At 71.5% G+C, this 21,837-nt stretch carries 22 protein-coding genes; 18 read left to right on the top strand and 4 right to left on the bottom strand.

Annotated features, from left to right (window positions below):
• Positions 1–32 precede the first annotated feature (32 nt).
• Positions 33–1,160 carry a ferrochelatase gene (locus tag ACZ63H_RS10505; RefSeq protein ID WP_469863516.1) on the top strand — a complete coding sequence of 376 codons (1,128 nt, stop codon included), beginning with the start codon at positions 33–35 and terminating at the stop codon, positions 1,158–1,160.
• Positions 1,161–1,168: 8 nt separating this feature from the next.
• Positions 1,169–1,984: an inositol monophosphatase family protein gene (locus ACZ63H_RS10500; RefSeq protein ID WP_469863514.1), complete on the top strand. Its 816-nt coding sequence runs from the start codon at positions 1,169–1,171 to the stop codon at positions 1,982–1,984.
• A 72-nt stretch (positions 1,985–2,056) separates the two neighbouring features.
• On the opposite strand, the gene ACZ63H_RS10495 is transcribed toward ACZ63H_RS10500, so the two are convergent.
• Positions 2,057–2,230 (bottom strand): hypothetical protein, encoded by a 174-nt coding sequence (locus ACZ63H_RS10495; RefSeq protein WP_167345744.1) that lies wholly within the window; start codon positions 2,228–2,230, stop codon positions 2,057–2,059.
• Positions 2,231–2,643: 413 nt separating this feature from the next.
• On the opposite strand from ACZ63H_RS10495, the gene ACZ63H_RS10490 reads away from it, so the two are divergent.
• From ACZ63H_RS10490 to ACZ63H_RS10475, 4 genes are all read left to right on the top strand, one after another.
• The gene (locus tag ACZ63H_RS10490; protein ID WP_007387794.1) at positions 2,644–3,297 is read left to right on the top strand and encodes a response regulator transcription factor; all 654 of its coding nucleotides are present in this window, start codon (positions 2,644–2,646) and stop codon (positions 3,295–3,297) included.
• Positions 3,298–3,302: 5 nt separating this feature from the next.
• On the top strand, positions 3,303–4,559 hold the full coding sequence (locus ACZ63H_RS10485) for a sensor histidine kinase (RefSeq protein WP_469863512.1): 1,257 nt from the start codon (positions 3,303–3,305) through the stop codon (positions 4,557–4,559).
• Positions 4,560–4,951: 392 nt separating this feature from the next.
• Positions 4,952–5,248 carry a DUF4193 domain-containing protein gene (locus ACZ63H_RS10480; RefSeq protein ID WP_005481602.1) on the top strand — a complete coding sequence of 99 codons (297 nt, stop codon included), beginning with the start codon at positions 4,952–4,954 and terminating at the stop codon, positions 5,246–5,248.
• A gap of 13 nt (positions 5,249–5,261) precedes the next feature.
• A complete protein-coding gene (locus tag ACZ63H_RS10475; RefSeq protein WP_469863510.1) occupies positions 5,262–6,194 on the top strand; it encodes a hypothetical protein in 933 nt (310 codons plus the stop codon).
• 15 nt (positions 6,195–6,209) lie between these two features.
• Here the strand turns inward: ACZ63H_RS10475 and ACZ63H_RS10470 are convergent, their stop codons facing one another.
• Entirely contained in the window at positions 6,210–6,674 is a 465-nt protein-coding gene (locus ACZ63H_RS10470; RefSeq protein ID WP_469863508.1) for a DUF3093 domain-containing protein, read from the bottom strand.
• A 58-nt stretch (positions 6,675–6,732) separates the two neighbouring features.
• Here ACZ63H_RS10470 and ACZ63H_RS10465 point away from each other — a divergent pair, with 58 nt between their 5' ends.
• From ACZ63H_RS10465 to ACZ63H_RS10435, 7 genes are all read left to right on the top strand, one after another.
• A complete protein-coding gene (locus ACZ63H_RS10465) occupies positions 6,733–7,317 on the top strand; it encodes a PaaI family thioesterase (protein ID WP_469863506.1) in 585 nt (194 codons plus the stop codon).
• Positions 7,314–7,865: a dUTP diphosphatase gene (dut, locus tag ACZ63H_RS10460; RefSeq protein ID WP_469863504.1), complete on the top strand. Its 552-nt coding sequence runs from the start codon at positions 7,314–7,316 to the stop codon at positions 7,863–7,865. The genes ACZ63H_RS10465 and dut overlap by 4 nt, the downstream gene beginning before the upstream one ends.
• Position 7,866: 1 nt before the next feature.
• The gene (locus ACZ63H_RS10455; RefSeq protein ID WP_469863502.1) at positions 7,867–8,628 is read left to right on the top strand and encodes a DUF3710 domain-containing protein; all 762 of its coding nucleotides are present in this window, start codon (positions 7,867–7,869) and stop codon (positions 8,626–8,628) included.
• Between the two features lie 257 nt (positions 8,629–8,885).
• Positions 8,886–11,441 carry a DUF4118 domain-containing protein gene (locus tag ACZ63H_RS10450; protein ID WP_469863500.1) on the top strand — a complete coding sequence of 852 codons (2,556 nt, stop codon included), beginning with the start codon at positions 8,886–8,888 and terminating at the stop codon, positions 11,439–11,441.
• Positions 11,438–12,124, top strand: coding sequence for a response regulator (locus ACZ63H_RS10445; RefSeq protein ID WP_469863498.1), 687 nt, complete (start codon positions 11,438–11,440; stop codon positions 12,122–12,124). The genes ACZ63H_RS10450 and ACZ63H_RS10445 overlap by 4 nt, the downstream gene beginning before the upstream one ends.
• Before the next feature lie 59 nt (positions 12,125–12,183).
• Positions 12,184–12,582: an OB-fold nucleic acid binding domain-containing protein gene (locus tag ACZ63H_RS10440; protein ID WP_078844252.1), complete on the top strand. Its 399-nt coding sequence runs from the start codon at positions 12,184–12,186 to the stop codon at positions 12,580–12,582.
• 3 nt (positions 12,583–12,585) lie between these two features.
• A complete protein-coding gene (locus tag ACZ63H_RS10435; protein ID WP_469863496.1) occupies positions 12,586–13,377 on the top strand; it encodes a DUF3159 domain-containing protein in 792 nt (263 codons plus the stop codon).
• A 136-nt stretch (positions 13,378–13,513) separates the two neighbouring features.
• Here ACZ63H_RS10435 and ACZ63H_RS10430 read toward each other — a convergent pair whose 3' ends face one another.
• Positions 13,514–14,182 carry a potassium channel family protein gene (locus ACZ63H_RS10430; protein ID WP_467943062.1) on the bottom strand — a complete coding sequence of 223 codons (669 nt, stop codon included), beginning with the start codon at positions 14,180–14,182 and terminating at the stop codon, positions 13,514–13,516.
• Positions 14,182–14,853 carry a potassium channel family protein gene (locus tag ACZ63H_RS10425; protein ID WP_318200848.1) on the bottom strand — a complete coding sequence of 224 codons (672 nt, stop codon included), beginning with the start codon at positions 14,851–14,853 and terminating at the stop codon, positions 14,182–14,184. The genes ACZ63H_RS10430 and ACZ63H_RS10425 overlap by 1 nt, the downstream gene beginning before the upstream one ends.
• A gap of 372 nt (positions 14,854–15,225) precedes the next feature.
• On the opposite strand from ACZ63H_RS10425, the gene ACZ63H_RS10420 reads away from it, so the two are divergent.
• From ACZ63H_RS10420 to ACZ63H_RS10400, 5 genes are all read left to right on the top strand, one after another.
• Positions 15,226–17,274, top strand: a complete 2,049-nt coding sequence (locus ACZ63H_RS10420; RefSeq protein ID WP_469863494.1) for an APC family permease — start codon at positions 15,226–15,228, stop codon at positions 17,272–17,274.
• Positions 17,275–17,412: 138 nt separating this feature from the next.
• Positions 17,413–18,741, top strand: coding sequence for a class I SAM-dependent RNA methyltransferase (locus tag ACZ63H_RS10415; protein ID WP_469863492.1), 1,329 nt, complete (start codon positions 17,413–17,415; stop codon positions 18,739–18,741).
• A 1,073-nt stretch (positions 18,742–19,814) separates the two neighbouring features.
• Complete coding sequence (locus ACZ63H_RS10410; protein ID WP_469863490.1) at positions 19,815–20,180, top strand: hypothetical protein; 366 nt, start codon at positions 19,815–19,817, stop codon at positions 20,178–20,180.
• Positions 20,181–20,207: 27 nt separating this feature from the next.
• Positions 20,208–20,966 (top strand): Wadjet anti-phage system protein JetD domain-containing protein, encoded by a 759-nt coding sequence (locus ACZ63H_RS10405; RefSeq protein WP_469863489.1) that lies wholly within the window; start codon positions 20,208–20,210, stop codon positions 20,964–20,966.
• Positions 20,963–21,823 (top strand): hypothetical protein, encoded by an 861-nt coding sequence (locus tag ACZ63H_RS10400; RefSeq protein ID WP_469863487.1) that lies wholly within the window; start codon positions 20,963–20,965, stop codon positions 21,821–21,823. Before ACZ63H_RS10405 ends, ACZ63H_RS10400 begins: the two co-directional genes overlap by 4 nt.
• Positions 21,824–21,837 lie beyond the last annotated feature (14 nt).

The following is a 21,837-nucleotide window of genomic DNA, read 5'->3' as shown; positions in this document are numbered from 1 at the left end:
CGGCTGTCGGTGCCGGGTGGCAGGATCGACCCATGCCAGACGCGCTCGATCCCACCCCGTACGACGCCCTGCTCCTGCTCTCCTTCGGCGGTCCCGAAGGCCCGGACGACGTGGTCCCGTTCCTGGAGAACGTCACGCGCGGGCGCGGCATCCCCAAGGAACGCCTCAAGGAAGTGGGGCAGCACTACTTCCTCTTCGGCGGGGTCAGCCCCATCAACGACCAGAACCGCGCCCTGCTCGGGGCCCTGCGCGAGGACTTCGCCGCGCACGGCCTGGACCTGCCCGTCTACTGGGGCAACCGCAACTGGGCGCCGTATCTGACCGACACCCTGAGGGAGATGACGGCCGACGGCCGCCGCCGCGTCCTGGTCCTCGCCACCAGCGCCTACGCCTCCTACTCGGGCTGCCGCCAGTACCGGGAGAACCTGGCCGACGCGCTGGCCGCCCTGCGGGCCGAGGGCCTGGAGCCGCCGGCCGTCGACAAGCTGCGGCACTACTTCAACCACCCCGGTTTCGTCGAGCCCATGATCGACGGCGTGCTGCGCGCCCTCGCCGACCTGCCCGAGGACGTCCGCGCGGGTGCCCACATCGCCTTCACCACCCACTCCATCCCCACCTCCGCCGCCGACACCTCCGGCCCCGTGGAGGCCCACGGCGACGGCGGCGCCTACGTCGCCCAGCACCTGGACGTGGCCCGGCTGATCGCCGACGCCGTCCGCGAGCGCACCGGCGTCGACCACCCCTGGCAGCTCGTCTACCAGTCCCGTTCCGGCGCCCCGCACATCCCGTGGCTGGAGCCCGACATCTGCGACCACCTGGAGGAGCGGCACGCGGCCGGCGTCCCCGCCGTGGTCATGGCCCCCATCGGCTTCGTCTCCGACCACATGGAGGTCCTCTACGACCTCGACACCGAGGCGAAGGCCAAGGCCGGGGAACTGGGCCTGCCCGTGCGCCGCTCGGCCACCGTCGGCGCCGACCCGCGGTTCGCCGCCGCCGTCCGCGAGCTGATCCTGGAGCGGGCCGCCGCCGAGCGCGGCCAGGAGGTCGCCCCCTGCGCCCTGGGCGCCCTCGGCCCGAGCCACGACCTGTGCCCGGTCGGCTGCTGCCCGGCCCGCGCCCCCCGCCCCGCCGCCGCGGGCGCCGACAGCCCCTACGCATGAGGAGAGCCGTGACCGACCCCCTGCACCGGGACCTGCTCGCACTCGCCCGGGAGGCCGCCCGCCGGGCCGGCGAACTGCTGCGCGACGGCCGCCCGAGCGACCTGGCCGTGGCCCGGACGAAGTCCAGCCCCATCGACGTCGTCACCGAGATGGACATCGCGGCCGAGAAGCTGATCACCGACCTGATCTCCGGCCGGCGCCCCGACGACGGCTTCCTCGGCGAGGAGGGCGCCTCGGCCGAGGGCACGAGCGGCGTCCGCTGGGTGATCGACCCGCTGGACGGCACGGTCAACTACCTGTACGGGCTGCCGACCTGGGCGGTGTCCATCGCCGCCGAGCAGGACGGCCGGACCGTCGTCGGGGTCGTCGCGGCACCGATGCGCGGCGAGACGTACCACGCCGTGCGGGGCGGCGGCGCGTGGGCCACGGGCGCGTGGGAGGGCGAACGGGAGCTCGCCTGCCGGCCCGCGCCCCCACTGGACCAGGCCCTGGTCTCCACCGGTTTCAACTACGTCGCCGAGGTCCGCACCCACCAGGCCGAGGTGGCCGCCCGGCTGATCCCGCTGCTGCGGGACATCCGGCGCGGCGGCTCGGCGGCCGTCGACCTGTGCGACGTGGCCTGCGGCCGGCTGGACGGGTACTACGAGCGGGGCCTGCACCCGTGGGACTACGCGGCCGGGGACCTCATCGCCCGGGAGGCGGGCGCGCTGACCGGTGGACGGCCCGGTGAGCGGCCCTCGCGGGAGCTGGCGGTCGCGGGCACGCCGGGCGTCTTCGAGCCGCTCCAGCGGCTGCTGGAGGACTTCGGGGCCTGGCACGACTGACCGGGACACCGGCCGCACGCGAAGGGACCCCGGCGCTGGATTCGCCGGGGTCCCTCGTCGCGCTCGGGCCGATCAGACGCGTGACGCGCCGACCTCCACACCGTGTTCGGCGGCGAGGCGTCGCAGGTCGTCGAGTTCCGCCTGCTCCACTTCGACGAGGAAGTCGTCGCCCTCGTCACGAGCCCGCGAAAGGTCGGACTCGGTCGCCCTTATGCGCTGCAGAAGTCCTGAGGTGAAAGCGTCCATGCTGCGCCCCCTCGTCCTGGGTCGTGGGTCGGTGGCACGGGGGTGTGCCGTATGGAAGGGGCGATCACGTCTCTCGCGGGTGCCCAGCGCTGCCCGGCCGGGCGGCGACGGTGCCGGACACCCACGCCCGCTCTGCGGAAGCGGAAGGCGGAGTGCCGCATGGTGCTGCGGCACATGCAGAGCGTGATCGCGGGGTGTAAAGCCGTCCTCCCCAAGCTCCCCTCCGGGGAAACCTGACCGGAGGAGAAATTCTTGGATTCCCGCCCCGGAACTCCAGTCCCTTCGGCCCCGGGGCCGCCTTACAGCCGACTTATGGCCGAAAAGGGCAGGATGGGGGCCACACCCCAACGCAGACCCCTGCCCGCACGCGCCCGCGGCGCGCCCCGCGGGCGGACACAGGAAGGACAAGCGACGTGCGCGTACTCGTCGTCGAGGACGAGCAACTGCTCGCCGATGCGGTGGCCACCGGACTGCGCCGGGAGGCCATGGCCGTCGACGTCGTGTACGACGGTGCGGCCGCCCTGGAGCGCATCGGCGTCAACGACTACGACGTGGTCGTCCTCGACCGCGACCTCCCGCTCGTGCACGGCGACGACGTCTGCCGCAGGATCGTCGAGCTGGGCATGCCCACGCGCGTGCTGATGCTCACCGCCTCCGGCGACGTCAGCGACCGGGTCGAGGGCCTGGAGATCGGCGCCGACGACTATCTGCCCAAGCCGTTCGCGTTCAGCGAGCTGATCGCGCGGGTGCGGGCCCTCGGCCGTCGTACCAGCGTGCCCCTGCCGCCGGTCCTGGAGCGCGCCGGCATCAAGCTCGACCCCAACCGCCGCGAGGTCTTCCGCGACGGCAAGGAGGTCCAGCTGGCTCCCAAGGAGTTCGCGGTGCTGGAGGTGCTCATGCGCAGCGAGGGCGCCGTCGTGTCGGCGGAGCAGCTGCTGGAGAAGGCGTGGGACGAGAACACCGACCCGTTCACGAACGTGGTGCGGGTGACGGTGATGACCCTGCGCCGCAAGCTCGGCGAGCCGCCGGTCATCGTCACCGTCCCCGGCTCCGGCTACCGGATCTGATCCCGGTGGCCGCGACACCCGCGCCTCCCCAGGCGCCGCCGAAGCCCACCTGGGACCCCAGGAGGCCGCAGCCCCCCTTCCCGTGGCTGCGACCGACCATCCGCATACGGCTGACGCTGCTGTACGGCGGCATGTTCCTGATCGCCGGCATCCTGCTGCTGTCGATCATCTACCTGCTGGCCGCGCAGGCGATCAGCACCGGCAACCAGCCGCTGTTCAAGATCGTGAGCGGTACGTCGATCCGGGTCGCCAGCGACAACTGCCCCGCGATCACCGCGATCAACACCACCAGCCTGCCGCTGTCGGACTTCAACGAGGCGATCGCCCACTGCGTCGACCAGCAGCGCCAGGGGGCCCTGGACAATCTGCTCAGCCGCTCCCTGCTGGCCCTGCTGGGCCTCGCCGTGATCGCCTTCGCGTTCGGGTACGCGATGGCCGGCCGCGTGCTGTCCCCGCTCGGCCGGATCACCCGCACCGCCCGCCAGGTGGCCGGCTCGGACCTGTCCCGCCGGATCGAGCTGGACGGCCCCGACGACGAGCTGAAGGAGCTGGCGGACACCTTCGACGACATGCTGGAGCGGCTCCAGCGGGCCTTCACCGCCCAGCAGCGCTTCGTCGGCAACGCCTCGCACGAACTGCGCACCCCGCTCGCGATCAACCGCACGCTCCTCGAGGTGCACCTGTCGGACCCGAACGCCCCGGTGGAGCTCCAGCAGCTCGGCAAGACCCTGCTGGCCACCAACGAACGCAGCGAACAGCTGGTCGAGGGACTGCTGCTGCTGGCCCGCAGCGACAACCAGATCGTCGAGCGCAAACCGGTCGACCTGGCCGAGGTCGCCACGCAGGCCATCGACCAGGTGCACGCGGAGGCGGAGGCCAAGGGCGTGCGCGTCCGGGGGGAGCGCAAACCGGCGGTGGTGCGGGGCAACGGCGTGCTGCTGGAACGGATCGCGCTGAACCTGGTGCAGAACGCGGTGCGCTATAACGTGCCGGAGGGAGGATGGGTGGAGGTGAATACCGAGGTCGAGCACGGGCAGGCGGTACTGACGGTCTCCAACACCGGACCGGTGGTGCCGGCGTACGAGATCGACAACCTCTTCGAGCCCTTCCGCCGGCTGCGCACCGAGCGCACGGGCAGCGACAAGGGCGTGGGCCTCGGCCTGTCCATCGTCCGGTCCGTGGCCCGGGCGCACGGCGGCCACATCCACGCCCGTCCCCGGGAGGGGGGCGGACTGGAGATGCGTGTCACTCTGCCCATGTGACACGGGAGGACACACGCGGCCGCTGTTCGCTCTACGCGGAATTTTCCGGCGGCCGAACGGACGTCTTCCTGTGTGATCGATCACATGGGCGGATTTCCGGCCATGTACGCAGAGTGATCATGACAGAGGGTGGAAAGACGGGAATGTCCTGGTTTTCAGGGCACTTGATCACGGGAAGTACACGGGGAGGCGCCTTTGAGGTGCGGCGTTCGGACCGTGTACGGTCCTCACCGCCATCCAAGCCGATCACTCCTGAGGGGTCGGATTGGGTGTCGATTGAGTAACAGACCTTGATGTGAGGCAAAATCTCCGCTTCAGGTCGGGCACAAGTCCGGCCTCTCACGCGTTACGTGCGCTGGAGACACCGCAGACACCCAGAGGGGGAGAGCGATATGGCAACCGATTACGACACTCCACGCAAGACCGACGACGACGTCGACTCGGACAGCCTTGAAGAGCTGAAGGCCCGGAGGAACGACAAGTCCACCTCCGCCGTGGACGTCGACGAGTTCGAGGCCGCAGAGGGCCTCGAACTGCCCGGCGCGGACCTTTCCAACGAGGAACTGGCCGTCCGGGTCCTGCCCAAGCAGCAGGACGAGTTCACCTGCATGAGCTGCTTCCTGGTGCACCACCGCAGCCAGCTGGCCCGGGAGAAGAACGGCCAGCCGATCTGCCGCGACTGCGACTGAGGCGGGGTCGGCCGTGTCTGGCTCGACCCCTCCCCGGAAGCGCCGCTTCCCCTTGGGGAAAGCGGACCAAGGGCCGCTCGACGGCCCGCACGGCGCGCGTGACGACGAGCGGGGCTCCCCCGGAACGGGAGCCCCACTCGGACCGGCGGCGGACCGGGACGGCCTCCCGGCGCCGTCCCAGCACCCCGCACCCGTCGCCCGGCGCCGGGTGGCGGTGATCCGCGAGAAGGCCCGGGACCTGGCCCGGGAAGGCGCCCGCAGGGGCGGCAGCCGGGCCCGTGCGGGCCTGACGTACCTCGCGGACCGCATCATCGAGATCGCCCCGCGGATCCCCGTACGCGACCTCGCGGCCCTGCGCCGCCAGTTCCCCGGCCTGGGACCCGAGGAACTGGCCGACAAGCTGGTGGCGGGCGCGGCGGCCGGCACCTCCACGGTCGGCGCCGGAGTCGGGGCGGCGGCGATGCTGCCGGTGCCCCCGGCCATGCCGACGGAGCTGGCCGCGGAGATCACCGGGGTCGCCGCGATCGAGCTGAAGCTCATCGCCGAACTGCACGAGGTCTACGGCGTACGCCCGCCCGGCGGCCTCAAGACGCGTACCGCCGCGTATCTGTCCTCCTGGTCGGGGGAGCGCGGGATCGACGTGATGAAGCCGTCGACGTACGACACGGCCCTCGGCGGCCGCATGAAACGCGAACTGCGCCAGCGGATCATGAAGCGGATGGTCCGCGACCTGCCGAACCTGATGCCGTTCCTGGTCGGAGCCGCGGTCGGGGCGGTCATGAACCGCCGGGAGACCAGAAAGCTCGCCGCCCGTATCCGGGCCGATCTGCGCAAGACGCAGGTGCCCTGGGAGGAGCTGCCGGAGCTGCCGCCGCTGGAGAGGCCGGCGGATCCGCTGGAACTGCCGGAGCTTCCCGAGGCGCCGGGGACCTCCGAGAACCCGTAGGCGCCGGGGCGTGCCTCAGACGGCGGCCTCGCGGGCCGCGTCGATCGCCGCCGCCAGCCTCTCGGGCTCCCGCGTCGACAGGTACAGGTACGGCGTCGGGTCCTCGGGGTCCGTGACCTCCACGCGCAGCGCCGTCGGGATGTAGGCGCGCAGCAGCAGGAAGGCGCGGGTGTCGGCCTTGTACGTCCGCCAGGCGCGGGCCTGCTCGGCGTCCAGGATCTCCGCCGTGCCCAGCGCCGACACCGGGATCTTCGCCTCGCCCGCGATCAGTGAGTCCCCCACGACCCGGATGCGCGGGGCGCCGTAGGCGCTGGCCACCACCGCCGCCGCGGCCGTACCGCCGACCAGGCCGCCGAGCAGGGGCAGGGTGCCGAACGGCAGCAGGATCAGGGCGAACGAGACGCCCACCAGGAGGCTGATCACCCACCACGAGCGGGGAGCCGTGAGACGTTCTTCGTAGGGGGTGGCGGAGAGCTGCATGAAACCTAGCTTGGCATGGGATCCGCAGTCGGCCGATGCGCGGGTAAGGTCTGCGCCTGTGAGTGGTAGTTCCGCAGCTCTTCAGCCTCCCGCCGACGCGGGCAAGCCCATACGGCACCCCGACGCGCCCGCGCCCGGGGAACTCCTCGGCGCCCACTACGAACACTGCTTCGGCTGTGGACCCGGTCAGCCGCACGGGCTGCACCTGGCGGCGCGGGCCGGCGAGGGCGTCTCGCTGACCGCCGAGTTCACCGTGCGGCCCGCGCACCAGGGCGCCCCGGGCCTCGCGCACGGCGGAGTGCTCACCGCGGCCCTGGACGAGACCCTCGGCTCGCTGAACTGGCTGCTGCGCACCATCGCCGTGACCGGACGGCTGGAGACGGAGTTCGTGCGGCCGGTGCCCGTGGGTGCCACGCTGTTCCTGGCGGCCGAGGTCACCGCCGTCGCCGGACGCAAGATCTACTGCACCGCCACCGGGCGCGTCGGCGGCCCGGACGGACCGGTGGCGGTCCGCGCCGACGCCCTCTTCGTGGAGGTCAAGGTGGACCACTTCGTCGCCCACGGCCGCCGGGAGGAGATCCAGGCCGCCATGAACGACCCGGACCAGATCCGGCGCACCCGCGCCTTCGAGGTGAACCCGTGAGCCGTAGCCCCCTCGACGTGCTGATCCGCCGGGTGGACCCTGACGTACCGCTCCCGGCGTACGAGCACCCGGGCGACGCCGGAGCCGATCTGCGCACCACCGAGGCGTGCGAGCTGGCGCCCGGGGAGCGGGCCGTACTGCCCACCGGGGTGTCGATCGCCCTCCCGGAGGGGTACGCGGCGTTCGTGCACCCGCGATCCGGTCTGGCCGCCCGCTGCGGTGTCGCCCTCGTGAATGCCCCGGGGACGGTTGACGCCGGGTACCGTGGGGAGATCAAGGTGATCGTGGTGAATCTCGACCCGCGCGAGAGCGTGCGGTTCGAGCGCTTCGACCGGATTGCCCAACTGGTCGTCCAGCAGGTCGAGAGGGTCCGCTTCCAGGAGGTCGCGGAACTTCCCGGCTCGGCCCGGGCCGAGGGGGGCTTCGGGTCCACCGGCGGCCATGCCGCGGTGGGCGGCGACAGCGGCACAAGCGGTCAGGCCGCCGTAGGCGGTCCGACGGGTGGGAATCGATACGCTTCGGTCGTATCCGACCGGGAAGGACAGTGACGTGTTCGGACGTCGCAAGAAGAAGGGTGCCGCCGAGGACGCGGCCGGCGAGGCCGAGCAGGTCGTCGACAGCGTCGACACCGAGGCGGACGAGGAGGAGGGCGGGCGCGAGCGGCTCCGGCTGGAGCCCGGACCCCGCCCCGACGGGCCGTGGGACAGCAGCGAGGTCCGCGACCCGGCCGAGGGCCGCGTCGACCTCGGCGGGCTGTTCGTGCCGGGCGTCGACGGCATGGAGCTGCGGGTCGAGGTGGCCGGTGACGCCATCGTCGCCGCGACTGTCGTCCTGCGCGACAGCGCCGTCCAGCTCCAGGCGTTCGCCGCGCCCAAGCGCGAGGGCATCTGGGGCGAGGTCCGCGAGGAGATCGCCTCCGGCATCACCCAGCAGGGTGGCATCGTCGACGAGGTCGAGGGCCCGCTCGGCTGGGAGCTGCGCGCCCGGGTGCCGGTGCAGCTGCCCGACGGCACCGGCGGCTTCCAGGTCGTCCGGTTCGTCGGCGTGGACGGCCCGCGCTGGTTCCTGCGCGGTGTGATCTCCGGGCAGGGCGCGGTGCAGCCGGAGGCCGCCGGACTGCTGGAGCAGATCTTCCGCGACACGGTCGTGGTCCGCGGCGAGGGTCCGATGGCTCCGCGCGACCCGATCGTCCTGAAGCTGCCGAACGACGCGCAGATGGTGCCCGAGGGCGTCCAGCAGGAGGAGGGCTCGCGCTTCTCCGGCGGCATGGGGCAGCTGCAGCGGGGTCCGGAGATCACGGAAGTCCGCTGACGGCTTCGCCGGACGGACGGGCCGTGCCTTCGAGGGGCGCGGCCCGTTTTTCGCGTGTCGGCGCCGACGGGACGCCCGTCCGCCGCGGGGCGCGGGGCCGTCGTGGTCGCGCGCGGTTCCCCGCGCCCTTCGGGGGCGCGTCCCGTCAGGGTTGCGTCAAGGTTGGTCCCCACTCATCGCTCCGGCCCTGATCGCGGTGGCGGCCGGCCGTAAGGTCGACGCTGCGTACACCTCAGGCACGGAAAGACAATATGGGCATGGCACGCGGCACGCTTCGGATCTACCTCGGCGCGGCACCGGGCGTGGGCAAGACCTACGCCATGCTGGCCGAGGCGCACCGCCGGGTGGAGCGGGGCACGGACTGTGTGGTCGCGTTCGTGGAGCACCACGGCCGGCCGCGCACCGAGGTGCTGCTGCACGGCCTGGAGCAGGTGCCGCGCGGACGGCTGGAGTACCGGGGCACCGTCTTCGAGGAGATGGACGTCGACGCCGTACTGCGCCGGGCCCCTGCCGTCGCCCTCGTGGACGAGCTGGCCCACACCAACGTCCCCGGCTCCCGCAACGCCAAGCGCTGGCAGGACGTGGCGGAGCTGCTCGCCGCCGGCATCGACGTCGTCTCCACCGTCAACATCCAGCACCTGGAGTCACTCGGCGACGTCGTCGAGTCGATCACCGGGGTGCGCCAGCGCGAGACCGTCCCGGACGAGGTCGTACGCCGGGCCGACCAGATCGAGCTGGTCGACATGTCCCCGCAGGCCCTGCGCCGCCGCATGGCGCACGGCAACATCTACGCGCCGGACAAGGTCGACGCGGCCCTGTCCAACTACTTCCGGCCCGGCAACCTCACCGCCCTGCGCGAGCTGGCGCTGCTGTGGGTGGCCGACCGGGCCGACGAGTACCTGACCCAGTACCGCAACGCCCACCGGGTCTCGGCGATATGGGGCTCCCGGGAGCGGATCGTGGTGGGCCTGACCGGCGGCCCCGAGGGGCGCACCCTCATCCGCCGGGCCGCCCGGCTCGCCGAGAAGGGCGCCGGCGGCGAGGTCATGGCCGTCTACATAGCCCGCAGCGACGGGCTGACCTCGGCCTCCCCGAAGGAGCTGGCCGTCCAGCGCACCCTGGTGGAGGACCTAGGCGGAACGTTCCACCATGTGGTCGGCGACGACATACCGGCCGCCCTCCTCGACTTCGCGCGCGGGGTGAACGCCACCCAGATCGTGCTGGGCTCCTCGCGCCGCAAGGCCTGGCAGTACGTCTTCGGGCCCGGCGTCGGCGCCACGGTCGCCCGGGACTCCGGCCCCGACCTCGACGTGCACATCGTCACCCACGAGGAGGCCGCCAAGGGCCGGGGACTGCCCGTGGCCCGCGGCGGCCGGCTCGGACGGGCCCGGATCCTGTGGGGCTGGGCGGTCGGCCTGGCCGGTCCCGTCGTCCTCGCGCTGGGCCTGAACACCGCCGGCCTCGGCCTCGCCAACGACATGCTGCTGTTCCTGGCCGTCACCGTCGCCGCGGCCCTGCTCGGCGGCCTGCTGCCCGCGCTGGCCTCGGCGGCCTTCGGCTCCCTGCTGCTGAACTACTTCTACACCCCGCCGCTGCACCGGCTGACGGTCGCCGACCCGAAGAACATCGTCGCCATCGCGATCTTCTTCGGGGTCGGCATGGCGGTCTCCTCGGTGGTGGACCTCGCCGCCCGGCGCACCGACCAGGCGGCCCGGCTGCGCGCCGAGTCGGAGATCCTCTCCTTCCTCGCCGGGAACGTGCTGCGCGGCGAGACCAGCCTGGAGGAACTGCTGGAACGGGTCCGCGAGACCTTCGCCATGGAGTCGGCCGCCCTGCTGGAGCGGGAGGGCGACGTGGCGCCCTGGACCTGCGCGGGCCGGGCCGGCTTCGGGCCGCCGCTGGAGCGCCCCGAGGACGCCGACGTGGACATGCCCGTCGGCGACCACATGGCGCTCGCCCTCACCGGCCGGGTGCTGCCCGCCGCGGACCGCCGGGTCCTGGCCGCCTTCGCCGCCCAGGCCGCCGTCGTCCTGGAGCGCCGGCGCCTCCAGGAGGAGGCCGACCGGTCCCGCGCGCTCGCCGAGGGCAACCGCATCCGCACCGCGCTGCTCGCCGCCGTCAGCCACGACCTGCGCACCCCCCTGGCCGGCATCAAGGCCGCCGTGTCCTCCCTGCGCTCCGACGACGTGGCCTGGTCCGAGGAGGACCGCGCGGAGCTGCTGGAGGGCATCGAGGAGGGCGCCGACCGGCTCGACCACCTCGTGGGCAACCTCCTGGACATGTCCCGGCTCCAGACCGGCACGGTCACCCCGCTGATCCGGGAGATCGACGTGGACGAGGTCGTCCCCATGGCCCTGGGCGGCGTACCCGAGGACAGCGTCGGCCTGGACGTGCCCGAGACGCTGCCGATGGTCGCCGTCGACCCCGGGCTGCTGGAGCGGTCGGTGGCCAACCTGGTGGAGAACGCCGTCAAGTACAGTCCACCCGGACGGCGCGTCCTGGTGGCCGCGAGCGCCATCGCCGACCGGGTCGAGGTGCGCGTGGTGGACCGCGGGCCGGGCGTGCCGGACGAGGCCAAGGAGCGGATCTTCGAGCCCTTCCAGCGCTACGGAGACGCTCCGCGCGGGGCCGGCGTCGGGCTCGGCCTCGCGGTCGCCCGGGGCTTCGCCGAGGCCATGGGCGGCACCCTCACCGCGGAGGACACGCCGGGCGGCGGGCTCACCATGGTGCTGAGCCTGCGCGCGGCGGGCCCGCGCCCCGAGCCGCTCCCCGCCGGGGAGCCCCGCACCGAACCGGAAAGGCACACCATATGACCCGGGTGCTCGTGGTCGACGACGAGCCGCAGATCGTGCGCGCCCTCGTGATCAACCTCAAGGCACGCGCGTACGAGGTGGACGCGGCCCCCGACGGCAGGACCGCGCTCGAACTCGCCGCCTCCCGCCACCCCGACGTGGTCGTGCTCGACCTGGGCCTGCCCGACATGGACGGCGTGGAGGTCATCCGCGGCCTGCGCGGCTGGACCCGGGTGCCGATCCTGGTGCTGTCCGCCCGGCACTCCTCCGACGAGAAGGTCGAGGCGCTGGACGCGGGCGCCGACGACTACGTGACCAAGCCGTTCGGCATGGACGAGCTGCTGGCCCGGCTGCGGGCCGCGGTGCGCCGGGCCGAACCGGCCGGGCCGGGCGAGGACGACCTGACGCTCGTGGAGACCGAGGGCTTCACCGTCGACCTCGCCGCGAAGAAGGTCCACCGCGGCGGCAGGGACGTCCGGCTCACCCCGACGGAGTGGCACCTGCTGGAGGTGCTGGTGCGCAACACCGGCCGCCTCGTCGGCCAGAAGCAGCTGCTCCAGGAGGTGTGGGGGCCGTCGTACGGCACCGAGACCAACTACCTGCGCGTGTACATGGCCCAGCTGCGGCGCAAGCTGGAGACCGACCCGTCGCGCCCGCGGCACTTCATCACGGAGCCGGGGATGGGATACCGGTTCGAGAAGTGAGCCGGCGGGCGCTCCCAGCGCCCTGTCGGCCCCCTCGGCGCCCCCGGTACGCTTCACATATGACTGCTGTTCCTCGTTCCGAAAAGCCGGCCGGCCGGTTCCGGCGCATGCTCGACCGGCTCTCCTCTTCGCAGGAGGACCTGGAGTCGGAGGAGCTGCGCGAAGACGCGGAGACGGCGGGCTGCATCAAGATCGGCGACTGCCACGACCGGCAGATCGTCACGGTAACTGGTACCTTGCGCACGGTCACCCTGCGCCCGCGCGCCGGAGTCCCGGCCCTGGAGGCCGAACTCTTCGACGGCTCCGCCGCGCTGGACGTGGTGTGGCTCGGCAGGCGCTCCATCGTGGGGATAGAACCGGGGCGCAAGCTGATCGCATCGGGCCGGATCTCCATGAGCCGGGGCCGCCGGGTGCTGTTCAACCCCAAATACGAACTGCGACCCCTCGGACGGGAGTAGCCGGTGACGTCCCTCGACAAGCCGACCGAAGACACCGACCAGCCCCAGCCCGGCGACGCCCGAGCGGTGACCGAGGCGGCGCTCTTCGAGGCCTTCGGCGGGGTCCGCGGCATGGTCGAGACGGTCGTGCCGGGTCTGCTCTTCGTCACGATCTTCACGCTGAACAAGAACCTGCACCTGTCCGCGATCGCCGCGCTGGCGGTGTCCCTGCTGCTGGTCGTGGTCCGGCTGGCCATGCGCGACACCGTCAAGCACGCCTTCAGCGGCGTCTTCGGCGTGGTCTTCGGTGTCGTCTTCGCGATGTTCACCGGCAACGCCAAGGACTTCTACCTCCCCGGCATGCTCTACACCCTGGGCCTGGCGGTGGCGTACATCGTCACGACCCTCGCCGGGGTGCCCCTGATCGGCCTCATCCTGGGCCCGGTCTTCAAGGAGAACCTTTCCTGGCGCACGCGCAACCCGGGCCGCAAGAAGGCCTACGCCAAGGCGAGCTGGGCCTGGGGCCTGATCCTGCTCGCCAAGTGCGCGATCCTCTTCCCGCTGTACTGGTGGGCCGACACCACCCAGCTCGGCTGGGTCCTGGTCGCCCTGAAGATCCCGCCGTTCCTGCTCGCGGTATGGCTCACCTGGGTCTTCCTGGCGAAGGCGCCCGCGCCCATCGACGTGTTCGCGGAGATGGAGGCGGAGGAGAAGGCCGAGGAGGAGCGCAAGGCCGCCCTCGCCGCCGGGACCGCGACGACCGCCGACACCGGCACCGGCGACGCGAGCGGGGGCCGGCACCGCCGGGAGGCCTGAGCGGCCGCCGTACCGGGCGCGACGGTCGTACGGCGACGAGCGGCCGTCGTACGGCGGCGCCGGTCGCCGGCAGGCAGCCGTCCCACGACGAGAAGGGCGCCCTTGTCGCCAAGGGCGCCCTTCCGCGTGTTGGGGATCAGCCCTCGCGCCGCACCGAGAGCAGCTCCTCCAGCTGCTCCTCCCGCGCCTGGGCGGCCACGAACAGCAGCTCGTCGCCCGGCTCCAGGGAGTCCTCCTTGGAGGGGGTCAGCACACGGGTGCCGCGGATGATCGTGACCAGGGAGGTGTCCTCCGGCCACTCCACGTCCCCCACCTGGGTGCCGGCCAGGGCCGACTCCTCGGGCAGGGTCAGCTCGACCAGGTTGGCGTCGCCGTGGCTGAAGCGCAGCAGCCGGACCAGGTCGCCGACGCTCACCGCCTCCTCGACCAGCGCCGACATCAGGCGCGGGGTGGAGACGGCCACGTCCACGCCCCAGGCCTCGTTGAACAGCCACTCGTTCTTGGGGTTGTTCACCCGGGCGACGACGCGCGGGACGCCGTACTCCGTCTTCGCGAGCAGCGAGACGACCAGGTTGACCTTGTCGTCGCCGGTCGCGGCGATCACGACGTTGCAGCGCTGGAGCGCCGCCTCGTCCAGGGAGGTGATCTCACAGGCGTCGGCGAGCAGCCACTCCGCCTGCGGGACGCGCTCGACCGAGATGGCGGTCGGCGCCTTGTCGATCAGCAGGACCTCGTGGCCGTTCTCCAGCAACTCGCCCGCGATCGAGCGGCCGACCGCGCCGGCCCCGGCAATGGCGACCCTCATCAGTGACCGCCCTCCTCTTCCGGGCCACCGGCGAACGCCGCCTCGACCTTGTCCACGTCGTCCGTCCGCATCATCACGTGCACGAGGTCGCCCTCCTGCAGCACCGTCTGGGAGGTGGGCAGGACCGCCTCGCCCAGCCGGGTCAGGAACGCCACCCGGACGCCCGTCTCCTCCTGCAGCTTGCTGATCTTGTGGCCGACCCACTTCGGGGAGGCGTGCACCTCGGCGAGCTGCACCCCGCCGGTGGGGTCACGCCACAGCGGCTCGGCACCCGAGGGCAGCAGCCGGCGCAGCATCTGGTCGGCGGTCCAGCGGACCGTGGCCACGGTGGGGATGCCCAGGCGCTGGTAGACCTCGGCGCGACGGGGGTCGTAGATGCGGGCCGCCACGTTCTGCACGCCGAACATCTCCCGGGCCACGCGCGCGGAGATGATGTTGGAGTTGTCACCGCTGGAGACGGCGGCGAAGGCGCCGGCCTCCTCGATGCCCGCCTCGCGCAGGGTGTCCTGGTCGAAGCCGACGCCGGTGACCCGGCGGCCCCCGAAGCCCGGGCCCAGCCGGCGGAAGGCGGTGGGGTCCTGGTCGATCACGGCGACCGTGTGGCCCTGTTGCTCCAGGGTCTGGGCAAGAGCGGAACCCACTCTTCCGCAGCCCATGATGACGATGTGCACGACCGTCCTTCCGGTGTCCAAAAGTTACTGCTCAAGCATCAGGGTCTCAGACCGGGGCCCAAAGCTACACACGGGCGGCGCGCACCCGGCACCCCCCGCCCCGGCGTGGTGCGCGCCACCGCGAAGTGATACTGCGCACGCCCCGCACGGTCAGGATTCCGAGGCCCGCCGGGACGGGCGGCGCCCCGAACAGCACCACGGGCACGGACGGCACACCCCGGGACTGCGGCGGCAGACGGTGTTTGCCACCCGCGGGCGGCGGGCACCCACACCACGGATTCCGAAGTTCCGCGTGCCCCCGAATTCACTCGTGAGGCAGATGCAGCACGCCGGGTGGGCGGGTGCCAGTTCGAAGGCTTACGATCCTCTCTCGTGTCCAAACTGACCGACGTGCCCAAACGGATCCTGATCGGGCGCGCACTGCGCAGTGACCGGCTGGGTGAGACCTTCCTGCCGAAGCGCATCGCACTGCCCGTCTTCGCCTCCGACCCGCTGTCCTCCGTCGCCTACGCGCCGGGGGAGGTCCTGCTGGTCCTGTCCATCGCGGGCGTGTCGGCGTACCACTTCAGCCCCTGGATCGCCGTCGCGGTCGTCGTGCTGATGTTCACCGTGGTCGCCTCCTACCGGCAGAACGTGCACGCCTACCCGAGCGGCGGCGGCGACTACGAGGTCGCCACCACCAACCTGGGCCCCCAGGCCGGCCTCACCGTGGCCAGTGCCCTGCTGGTGGACTACGTCCTGACCGTCGCCGTCTCCATCGCCTCCGGCATCGAGAACCTCGGCTCCGCGATCCCCTTCGTGGTCGAGCACAAGGTGCTCTGCGCCGCCGCCGTCATCGTGCTGCTGACGCTGATGAACCTGCGCGGCGTCAAGGAGTCCGGAAAACTCTTCGCCATCCCGACCTACGTCTTCGTCGGCGGCGTCTTCATCATGATCCTCTGGGGCGCCTTCCGGGGCCTGGTCCTCGGCGACACCATGCGCGCCCCGACGGCCGACTACCACATCAAGGCCGAGCACCAGGGCCTCGCCGGCTTCGCGCTCGTCTTCCTGCTGCTGCGCGCCTTCTCCTCCGGCTGTGCGGCCCTCACCGGCGTCGAGGCCATCTCCAACGGCGTCCCGGCCTTTCGCAAGCCCAAGTCGAAGAACGCGGCGACCACGCTCGCGATGATGGGCCTGCTCGCCGTCACCATGTTCTGCGGCATCATCGCCCTCGCGATGACGACGAAGGTCCGCATGGCCGAGACCCCGGCCACCGACCTGCTGCACCACGGCATCCCGGTCGGCCCCGACTACGTCCAGAACCCGGTGATCTCCCAGGTCGCCGAGGCGGTCTTCGGCAAGGGCAGCCTGCTGTTCGTCCTGCTCGCCGCCGCCACCGCGCTGGTGCTGTTCCTGGCCGCCAACACCGCGTACAACGGCTTCCCGCTGCTCGGCGCGATCCTCGCCCAGGACCGCTACCTGCCCCGCCAGCTGCACACCCGCGGCGACCGGCTCGCCTTCTCCAACGGCATCGTGCTGCTCGCCGGCGCGGCCATGCTGCTGGTGTTCATCTACGGCGCGGACTCCACCCGCCTGATCCAGCTGTACATCGTCGGCGTGTTCGTGTCCTTCACGCTCAGCCAGACCGGCATGGTCCGGCACTGGAACCGCCACCTCGCCGCCGAGAAGGACCCGGCCAAGCGCAGCCACATGATCCGCTCCCGCGCGATCAACGCGTTCGGCGCCTTCTTCACCGGCCTGGTGCTCGTCGTCGTCCTGGTCACCAAGTTCACCCACGGCGCCTGGGTGGCCCTGCTCGGCATGTGCATCTTCTACGCGACGATGACCGCGATCCGGAAGCACTACGACCGGGTCGCCGAGGAGATCGCCGCGCCCGAGGGCCCGAGCGACGACATGGTCCGCCCCTCCCGCGTCCACTCCGTCGTCCTCATCTCCAAGATCCACCGCCCCACGCTGCGCGCCCTGGCCTACGCCAAGCTGATGCGCTCGGACACCCTGGAGGCGCTGACCGTCAACGTCGACCCGGCCGAGACGAAGGCGCTGCGCGAGGAGTGGGAGCGGCGCGGGATCGACGTACCGCTGAAGGTCCTGGACTCGCCGTACCGGGAGATCACCCGGCCGGTGATCGAGTACGTCAAGAGCCTGCGCAAGGAATCCCCGCGCGACGCGATCTCCGTGATCATCCCCGAGTACGTGGTCGGCCACTGGTACGAGCACCTGCTGCACAACCAGAGCGCCCTGCGCCTGAAGGGCCGCCTGCTCTTCACGCCCGGCGTGATGGTCACCTCCGTCCCCTACCAGCTCGCCTCCTCCGAGGCCGCCCGGGCCCGCGCCCGCAAGCGGCAGGAGTGGAACGCCCCCGGCGCGGTCCGCCGGGGCCCGGCCGTTGAGCGGCCCAAGGAGCCTTCGGGCAAGGAGTGAGGCGGGGCGTCCGGCAGGGACCGGGGGGAGACGGGGAGGACGTAGACTGGTGGGCTGCCGACCGGCCCACCGGCTGCCGGCCCCTCCCGTCCTACCCCGTCCTCCCCCGCACCCTCTTCGATCTGGAGTAATCCCACCATGCAGGCAGAACCGACCAAGTCTCTGGTGGGTGAGGAGTACGAGGTCGAGATCGGCCCCGTCGCCCAGGGCGGCCACTGCATCGCCCGCACGTCCGAGGGCCAGGTGCTGTTCGTCCGGCACGCGCTGCCCGGCGAGCGGGTGGTGGCCCGGGTGACCGAGGGCGAGGAGGGCGCGCGTTTCCTGCGCGCGGACGCCGTGCGGATCCTGGAGGCGTCCAAGGACCGCATCGAGGCACCCTGCCCCTTCGCCGGCCCCGGCCGCTGCGGCGGCTGCGACTGGCAGCACGCCAAGCCGGGCGCCCAGCGGCGCCTCAAGGGCGAGGTGATCGCCGAACAGCTCCAGCGGCTCGCCGGCCTCACTCCCGAGGAGGCGGGCTGGGACGGCACGGTGGTGCCGGCCGAGGGCGACAAGCTGCCCGCAGGCCAGGTCCCGCAGTGGCGCACCCGCGTTCAGTACGCCGTCGACGCCGAGGGCCACGCCGGTCTGCGCCGGCACCGCTCGCACGAGGTCGAGCGCATCGACCACTGCATGATCGCGGCGGCGGGCGTCAGCGAGCTGGGCATCGAGAAGCGGGACTGGACCGGCATGGAGTCGGTCGAGGCGATCGCGGCGACCGGCTCGCAGGACCGCCAGGTGGTCCTCACCCCGCGTCCCGGCGGCCGGCTGCCGCTGGTCGAGCTGGACCGGCCGGTGTCGGTCCTGCGGGTGGACGAGAAGTCCGGCGGCGTGCACCGCGTCCACGGCCGCCCCTTCGTCCGCGAGCGGGCGGACGACCGGACGTACCGGGTGGGCGGCGGTGGCTTCTGGCAGGTCCACCCGAAGGCGGCGGACACCCTGGTCACGGCGGTCATGCAGGGCCTGCTGCCGCGCAAGGGCGAGATGGCGCTGGACCTCTACTGCGGCGCCGGCCTCTTCGCCGGCGCCCTCGCCGACCGCCTCGGCGAGCAGGGCGCGGTCCTCGGCATCGAGTCCGGCAAGCGGGCGGTGGAGGACGCGCGGCACAACCTGGCCGACTTCCCGCGGGTCCGCATCGAGCAGGGCAAGGTCGAGTCGGTCCTGCCGCGCACCGGAATCACCGAGGTCGACCTCGTCGTCCTCGACCCCCCGCGGGCAGGCGCCGGCCGCAACACGGTCGCCCACCTCACCACCCTCGGCGCCCGCCGCATCGCCTACGTCGCCTGCGACCCCGCCGCGCTGGCCCGGGACCTGGGGTACTTCCGGGAGGGCGGGTACCGGGTGCGGACGCTGCGGGCGTTCGATCTGTTTCCGATGACGCACCATGTGGAGTGTGTCGCCATCCTGGAGCCGGTGAAGAAGGATGCCTGACCTGCAGTTTCGCGGGTACGCGGTATGCGCCGTGTGAGCGTTACGGGCGATATCTTGACGCTCAGATGACGCTCGCGGAGGTATCTCGACGCTCATTTGACGCTCGTCTTGATGGTTCGTCAGTTGAGCTGAGGGGCTGGTCAGATGTCCCGTCGATCTTCGCGGCGGGACACAAGAACTGAGAACGTTCCGACGTTGAGCCCCGGCCCGCCCCTGCGGTGTGGCGGTGTACTCGCGGTCTGGCGCTGGACCACGCTCCACACGGGCAACTGCCGCTGGAAGCGGAGTGCTTTTCCTCGGTCAGGGCCTGCTGGAGGGCCTCAAGAGTCTGCCGGGCCACCGCCGGCCCGGCAGAGCCGTGGTGCGCGCGTGGCCAGCCGAGTCCACACCGACCAGTTCCAGCCCCACCGACTTCGGGCGGCGGTCCCCGCGATCAGAGCCTCTATCAGGTTATGGATCCCTTTCGCCGTGGACCAGGTTCTGGACCGGGGATAGACGGCGGGCCGCCGTTGTCGCTCCACAGTCGGTTCGGGTCGTCCGTGGCGGGGCGGGCGAACGACTGCGCTCAGTCGCTCGGCACCTGCCCTGGGGGCGTGTGCACTGCACCGACCACCGCTCCGGACTCCACGTCAGATGTTGCTCAGAGTGAGACGACTGCAACCCTTCGCGGGTTCCAGTGATGCAGATCGTGTGAAATTCAGTCACTGACTGTCTACCCTTGGTGTCATATCGTGCGCTGATCGCCCTGACTTCCTGGGTGCCGTGGACGATCACTGCAGCTACGGGGGGATCTTGTGGGGCAGCACACGGGACAGGGAATGCTGTTCGGCGAGGCGTACGGCCGTATTTCGATTGGAGTCGGCGGCCTTCCAGCCGGTGTCAGTGCAGTCACGGTACCGGTCAGGCGGTCCAGGGAGGACCGGCTGCCTCGTGACCGTCGCGGGCGCCTGCGGGTGCACGCCGTCGACCTCGTCCCGGGCTGTCCTGCCGACCTGTTCGAGCCCCCGTCCGTGTTGTCCTCTGCCGACCTGCTTTGGGTGCTCGCGGCGGAGCGCCGCGCGTGGAGCACGGTGGTGGGTCGGTTCGGAGAGGCCGCCCTGCAGGTGGCGACCGAGCTGGTGCGATGCGGCGGTGTGGTGCTGCGCTGTGAGGTGGACGAGTGGGTGGCGCTCGGTGCCCCCACCCAGTGGCGGCTGTCCCAGGCGTGGTCACTCCAGGCAGAGGATCGCATCGCCGAGCTTCGCGGCGCCCGCGAACCCCGACGTGCCCGAGCCGATCTCATGGAGGTGATGGAGCCGCTGGAGCAGTTGACCGCGGAGCGCAAACTGCTGGCAGCGGTGGACCCGGCCGCCGGACTCGTGGTGCCCGCAGGCAGCCAGACGGCGGCGAAGGCGTGGTCTGTATACGAGGCCGCGATCCGAGCGGGCGCCTCCTGGTGATCTCTCCAGGCCCAGGGAGAGGAGGAGGTGACCCTCAAGCAGCTTGCGGCGCTCGCCCTGGGTGGCTCCAAACGGTGGACCGCACAGCAGCAGGCAGCGTTCGCGAACCTGGTGGGGTCGGAGTTCGAGGAGGCGGTACACGAGGAGGACACCGCGCTCCGCGTCAAAGGCCCGCTGTCATGGCACATCGGTTCAGTGGCCGCCGCCGCGGCGGTGGCCCAGCCGTGGGTCGGCCTTCCCGCCAACAGCCTGCGCCTGCTCGGGAATGCTGTCTGCGATGCCGTGGGCGTGCTGGTGGTGGAAAACTCGGACACCTTCGGAGTGGTCTGCCGCCGTCTGCCGGAACTGACGTCGCGTTGGCTCTGTGTGTGGGGCAGCGGGTACGCCACGGACCAGCTAGTGGCTGTCCTCGACTGGCTTTCGCCACTTCCGGTTGCTGCGTGGTGCGACCTGGACGCCGACGGCATCGCGATCGTCGACAACCTGTCGCGGCGGCTGGGTAGACCAGTGCACGCCGTGGGGATGCATGTCGACGAGTGGGAGGCAGGCCCCTATCGGCAGCGCCAGAAGCCGAAGGAGGACAGGGAACGCGACCGCCTTCTCGCCGCCGAGCTCGCCGAGCGGGTGGACGGTGACCTCCGCGACCTCGCGCTCGCCATCGCCGCGAGTGGAGAGTCCCGGGAGCAGGAGACCCAGTACACCTCGGTCCTTCCTGGTCTTCCCTCGGTCCTGGAACAGTTCGCTCAGCGGCCCCTGCTCCGGCTCAGCCAGGAGGCTGCGGGGTGAGCGGGATCCAGCTCTCCTGGGACGACACCGAAGGCGATGAGGTGATGCTCGCGCCGGCCGACCGGTTCGCCAACTGGCGTGCGTTTGTGGCTCCACTGGCAGCACACCGTGAGGTGGTCGTCAAGGACCCGGAGGCGGTGCGACTGGCGAGAGATGTGGTGGCGGTTTTTGCCGAGCACTCCGCCCTCAGCGGGCTCACCCGTGCCCAGCTGCTGGACCTCCTCGGCCCGGCGGGCCGAGGCTGGCCCGTGCCCGTGGTTGAGTCCCGCCTCAGTCTGCTGATCGACATGGGCTTCCTGGAACCGTACCTGCTTAAGGCCCACCAGGATCGCTACGTTGTGCGCCCGGCCGGTCTCGCAGGCGCCTTCGCGGCCGAACGGCTGTCGCTGTACGGCGGCGTGGACGAGTTGGTCGGATTGCTGGACCGCACCCGCGAACTATTCGAGCTCGCTGATCCCGACCCGGCGATGGCATTGGAGGCACTACAGGACTGCCGGCACGGTCTGCTGGTGTTCGCGCTCGACCTACAGCGACAGGTGGCGAACGCCACTCTGGACGAGCTGATTCGTACTCAGCGGCGGCATGACCGCACCGACTTTCCCAAGCAGGTGGTCGCACTGAACGGCCTGGTCACACGTGCGTTCTCTGGTCACCTTCTGCTCGAAGACGCGGCAACCGCCCTGATCGAGGCTGCTCAGTTCTACCGCCAGGCGTTGCTCGCCGCCGTCGGAAAGATCCTGGACAACGGAGGCGGGAGCCTGAACCTCGATGTTCTTACTGATCATTTCAGAATGAGTTTGGCTCACAGGCTTGGCAGTTGGGCCGGTGGGCGGCAGAGTTCTGTGTGTGTCGGATGATCTTGTGCCTGATG

The organism is Streptomyces sp. NPDC104831 (assembly GCF_055583025.1).
The sequence above is the reverse complement of the archived record's forward strand: the minus strand, read 5'-3'. Positions and strand labels throughout refer to the sequence as shown.

What these genes read in the sequence shown, in the direction of transcription:
- ACZ63H_RS10505 (WP_469863516.1), top strand. Translation starts at nt 33, where the DNA reads ATGCCAGACGCGCTCGATCCCACCCCGTACGACGCCCTGCTCCTGCTC.
- ACZ63H_RS10495 (WP_167345744.1), bottom strand. Translation starts at nt 2,230, where the DNA reads ATGGACGCTTTCACCTCAGGACTTCTGCAGCGCATAAGGGCGACCGAG.
- ACZ63H_RS10480 (WP_005481602.1), top strand. Translation starts at nt 4,952, where the DNA reads ATGGCAACCGATTACGACACTCCACGCAAGACCGACGACGACGTCGAC.
- ACZ63H_RS10470 (WP_469863508.1), bottom strand. Translation starts at nt 6,674, where the DNA reads ATGCAGCTCTCCGCCACCCCCTACGAAGAACGTCTCACGGCTCCCCGC.
- ACZ63H_RS10450 (WP_469863500.1), top strand. Translation starts at nt 8,886, where the DNA reads ATGGCACGCGGCACGCTTCGGATCTACCTCGGCGCGGCACCGGGCGTG.
- ACZ63H_RS10445 (WP_469863498.1), top strand. Translation starts at nt 11,438, where the DNA reads ATGACCCGGGTGCTCGTGGTCGACGACGAGCCGCAGATCGTGCGCGCC.
- ACZ63H_RS10440 (WP_078844252.1), top strand. Translation starts at nt 12,184, where the DNA reads ATGACTGCTGTTCCTCGTTCCGAAAAGCCGGCCGGCCGGTTCCGGCGC.
- ACZ63H_RS10430 (WP_467943062.1), bottom strand. Translation starts at nt 14,182, where the DNA reads ATGAGGGTCGCCATTGCCGGGGCCGGCGCGGTCGGCCGCTCGATCGCG.
- ACZ63H_RS10415 (WP_469863492.1), top strand. Translation starts at nt 17,413, where the DNA reads ATGCAGGCAGAACCGACCAAGTCTCTGGTGGGTGAGGAGTACGAGGTC.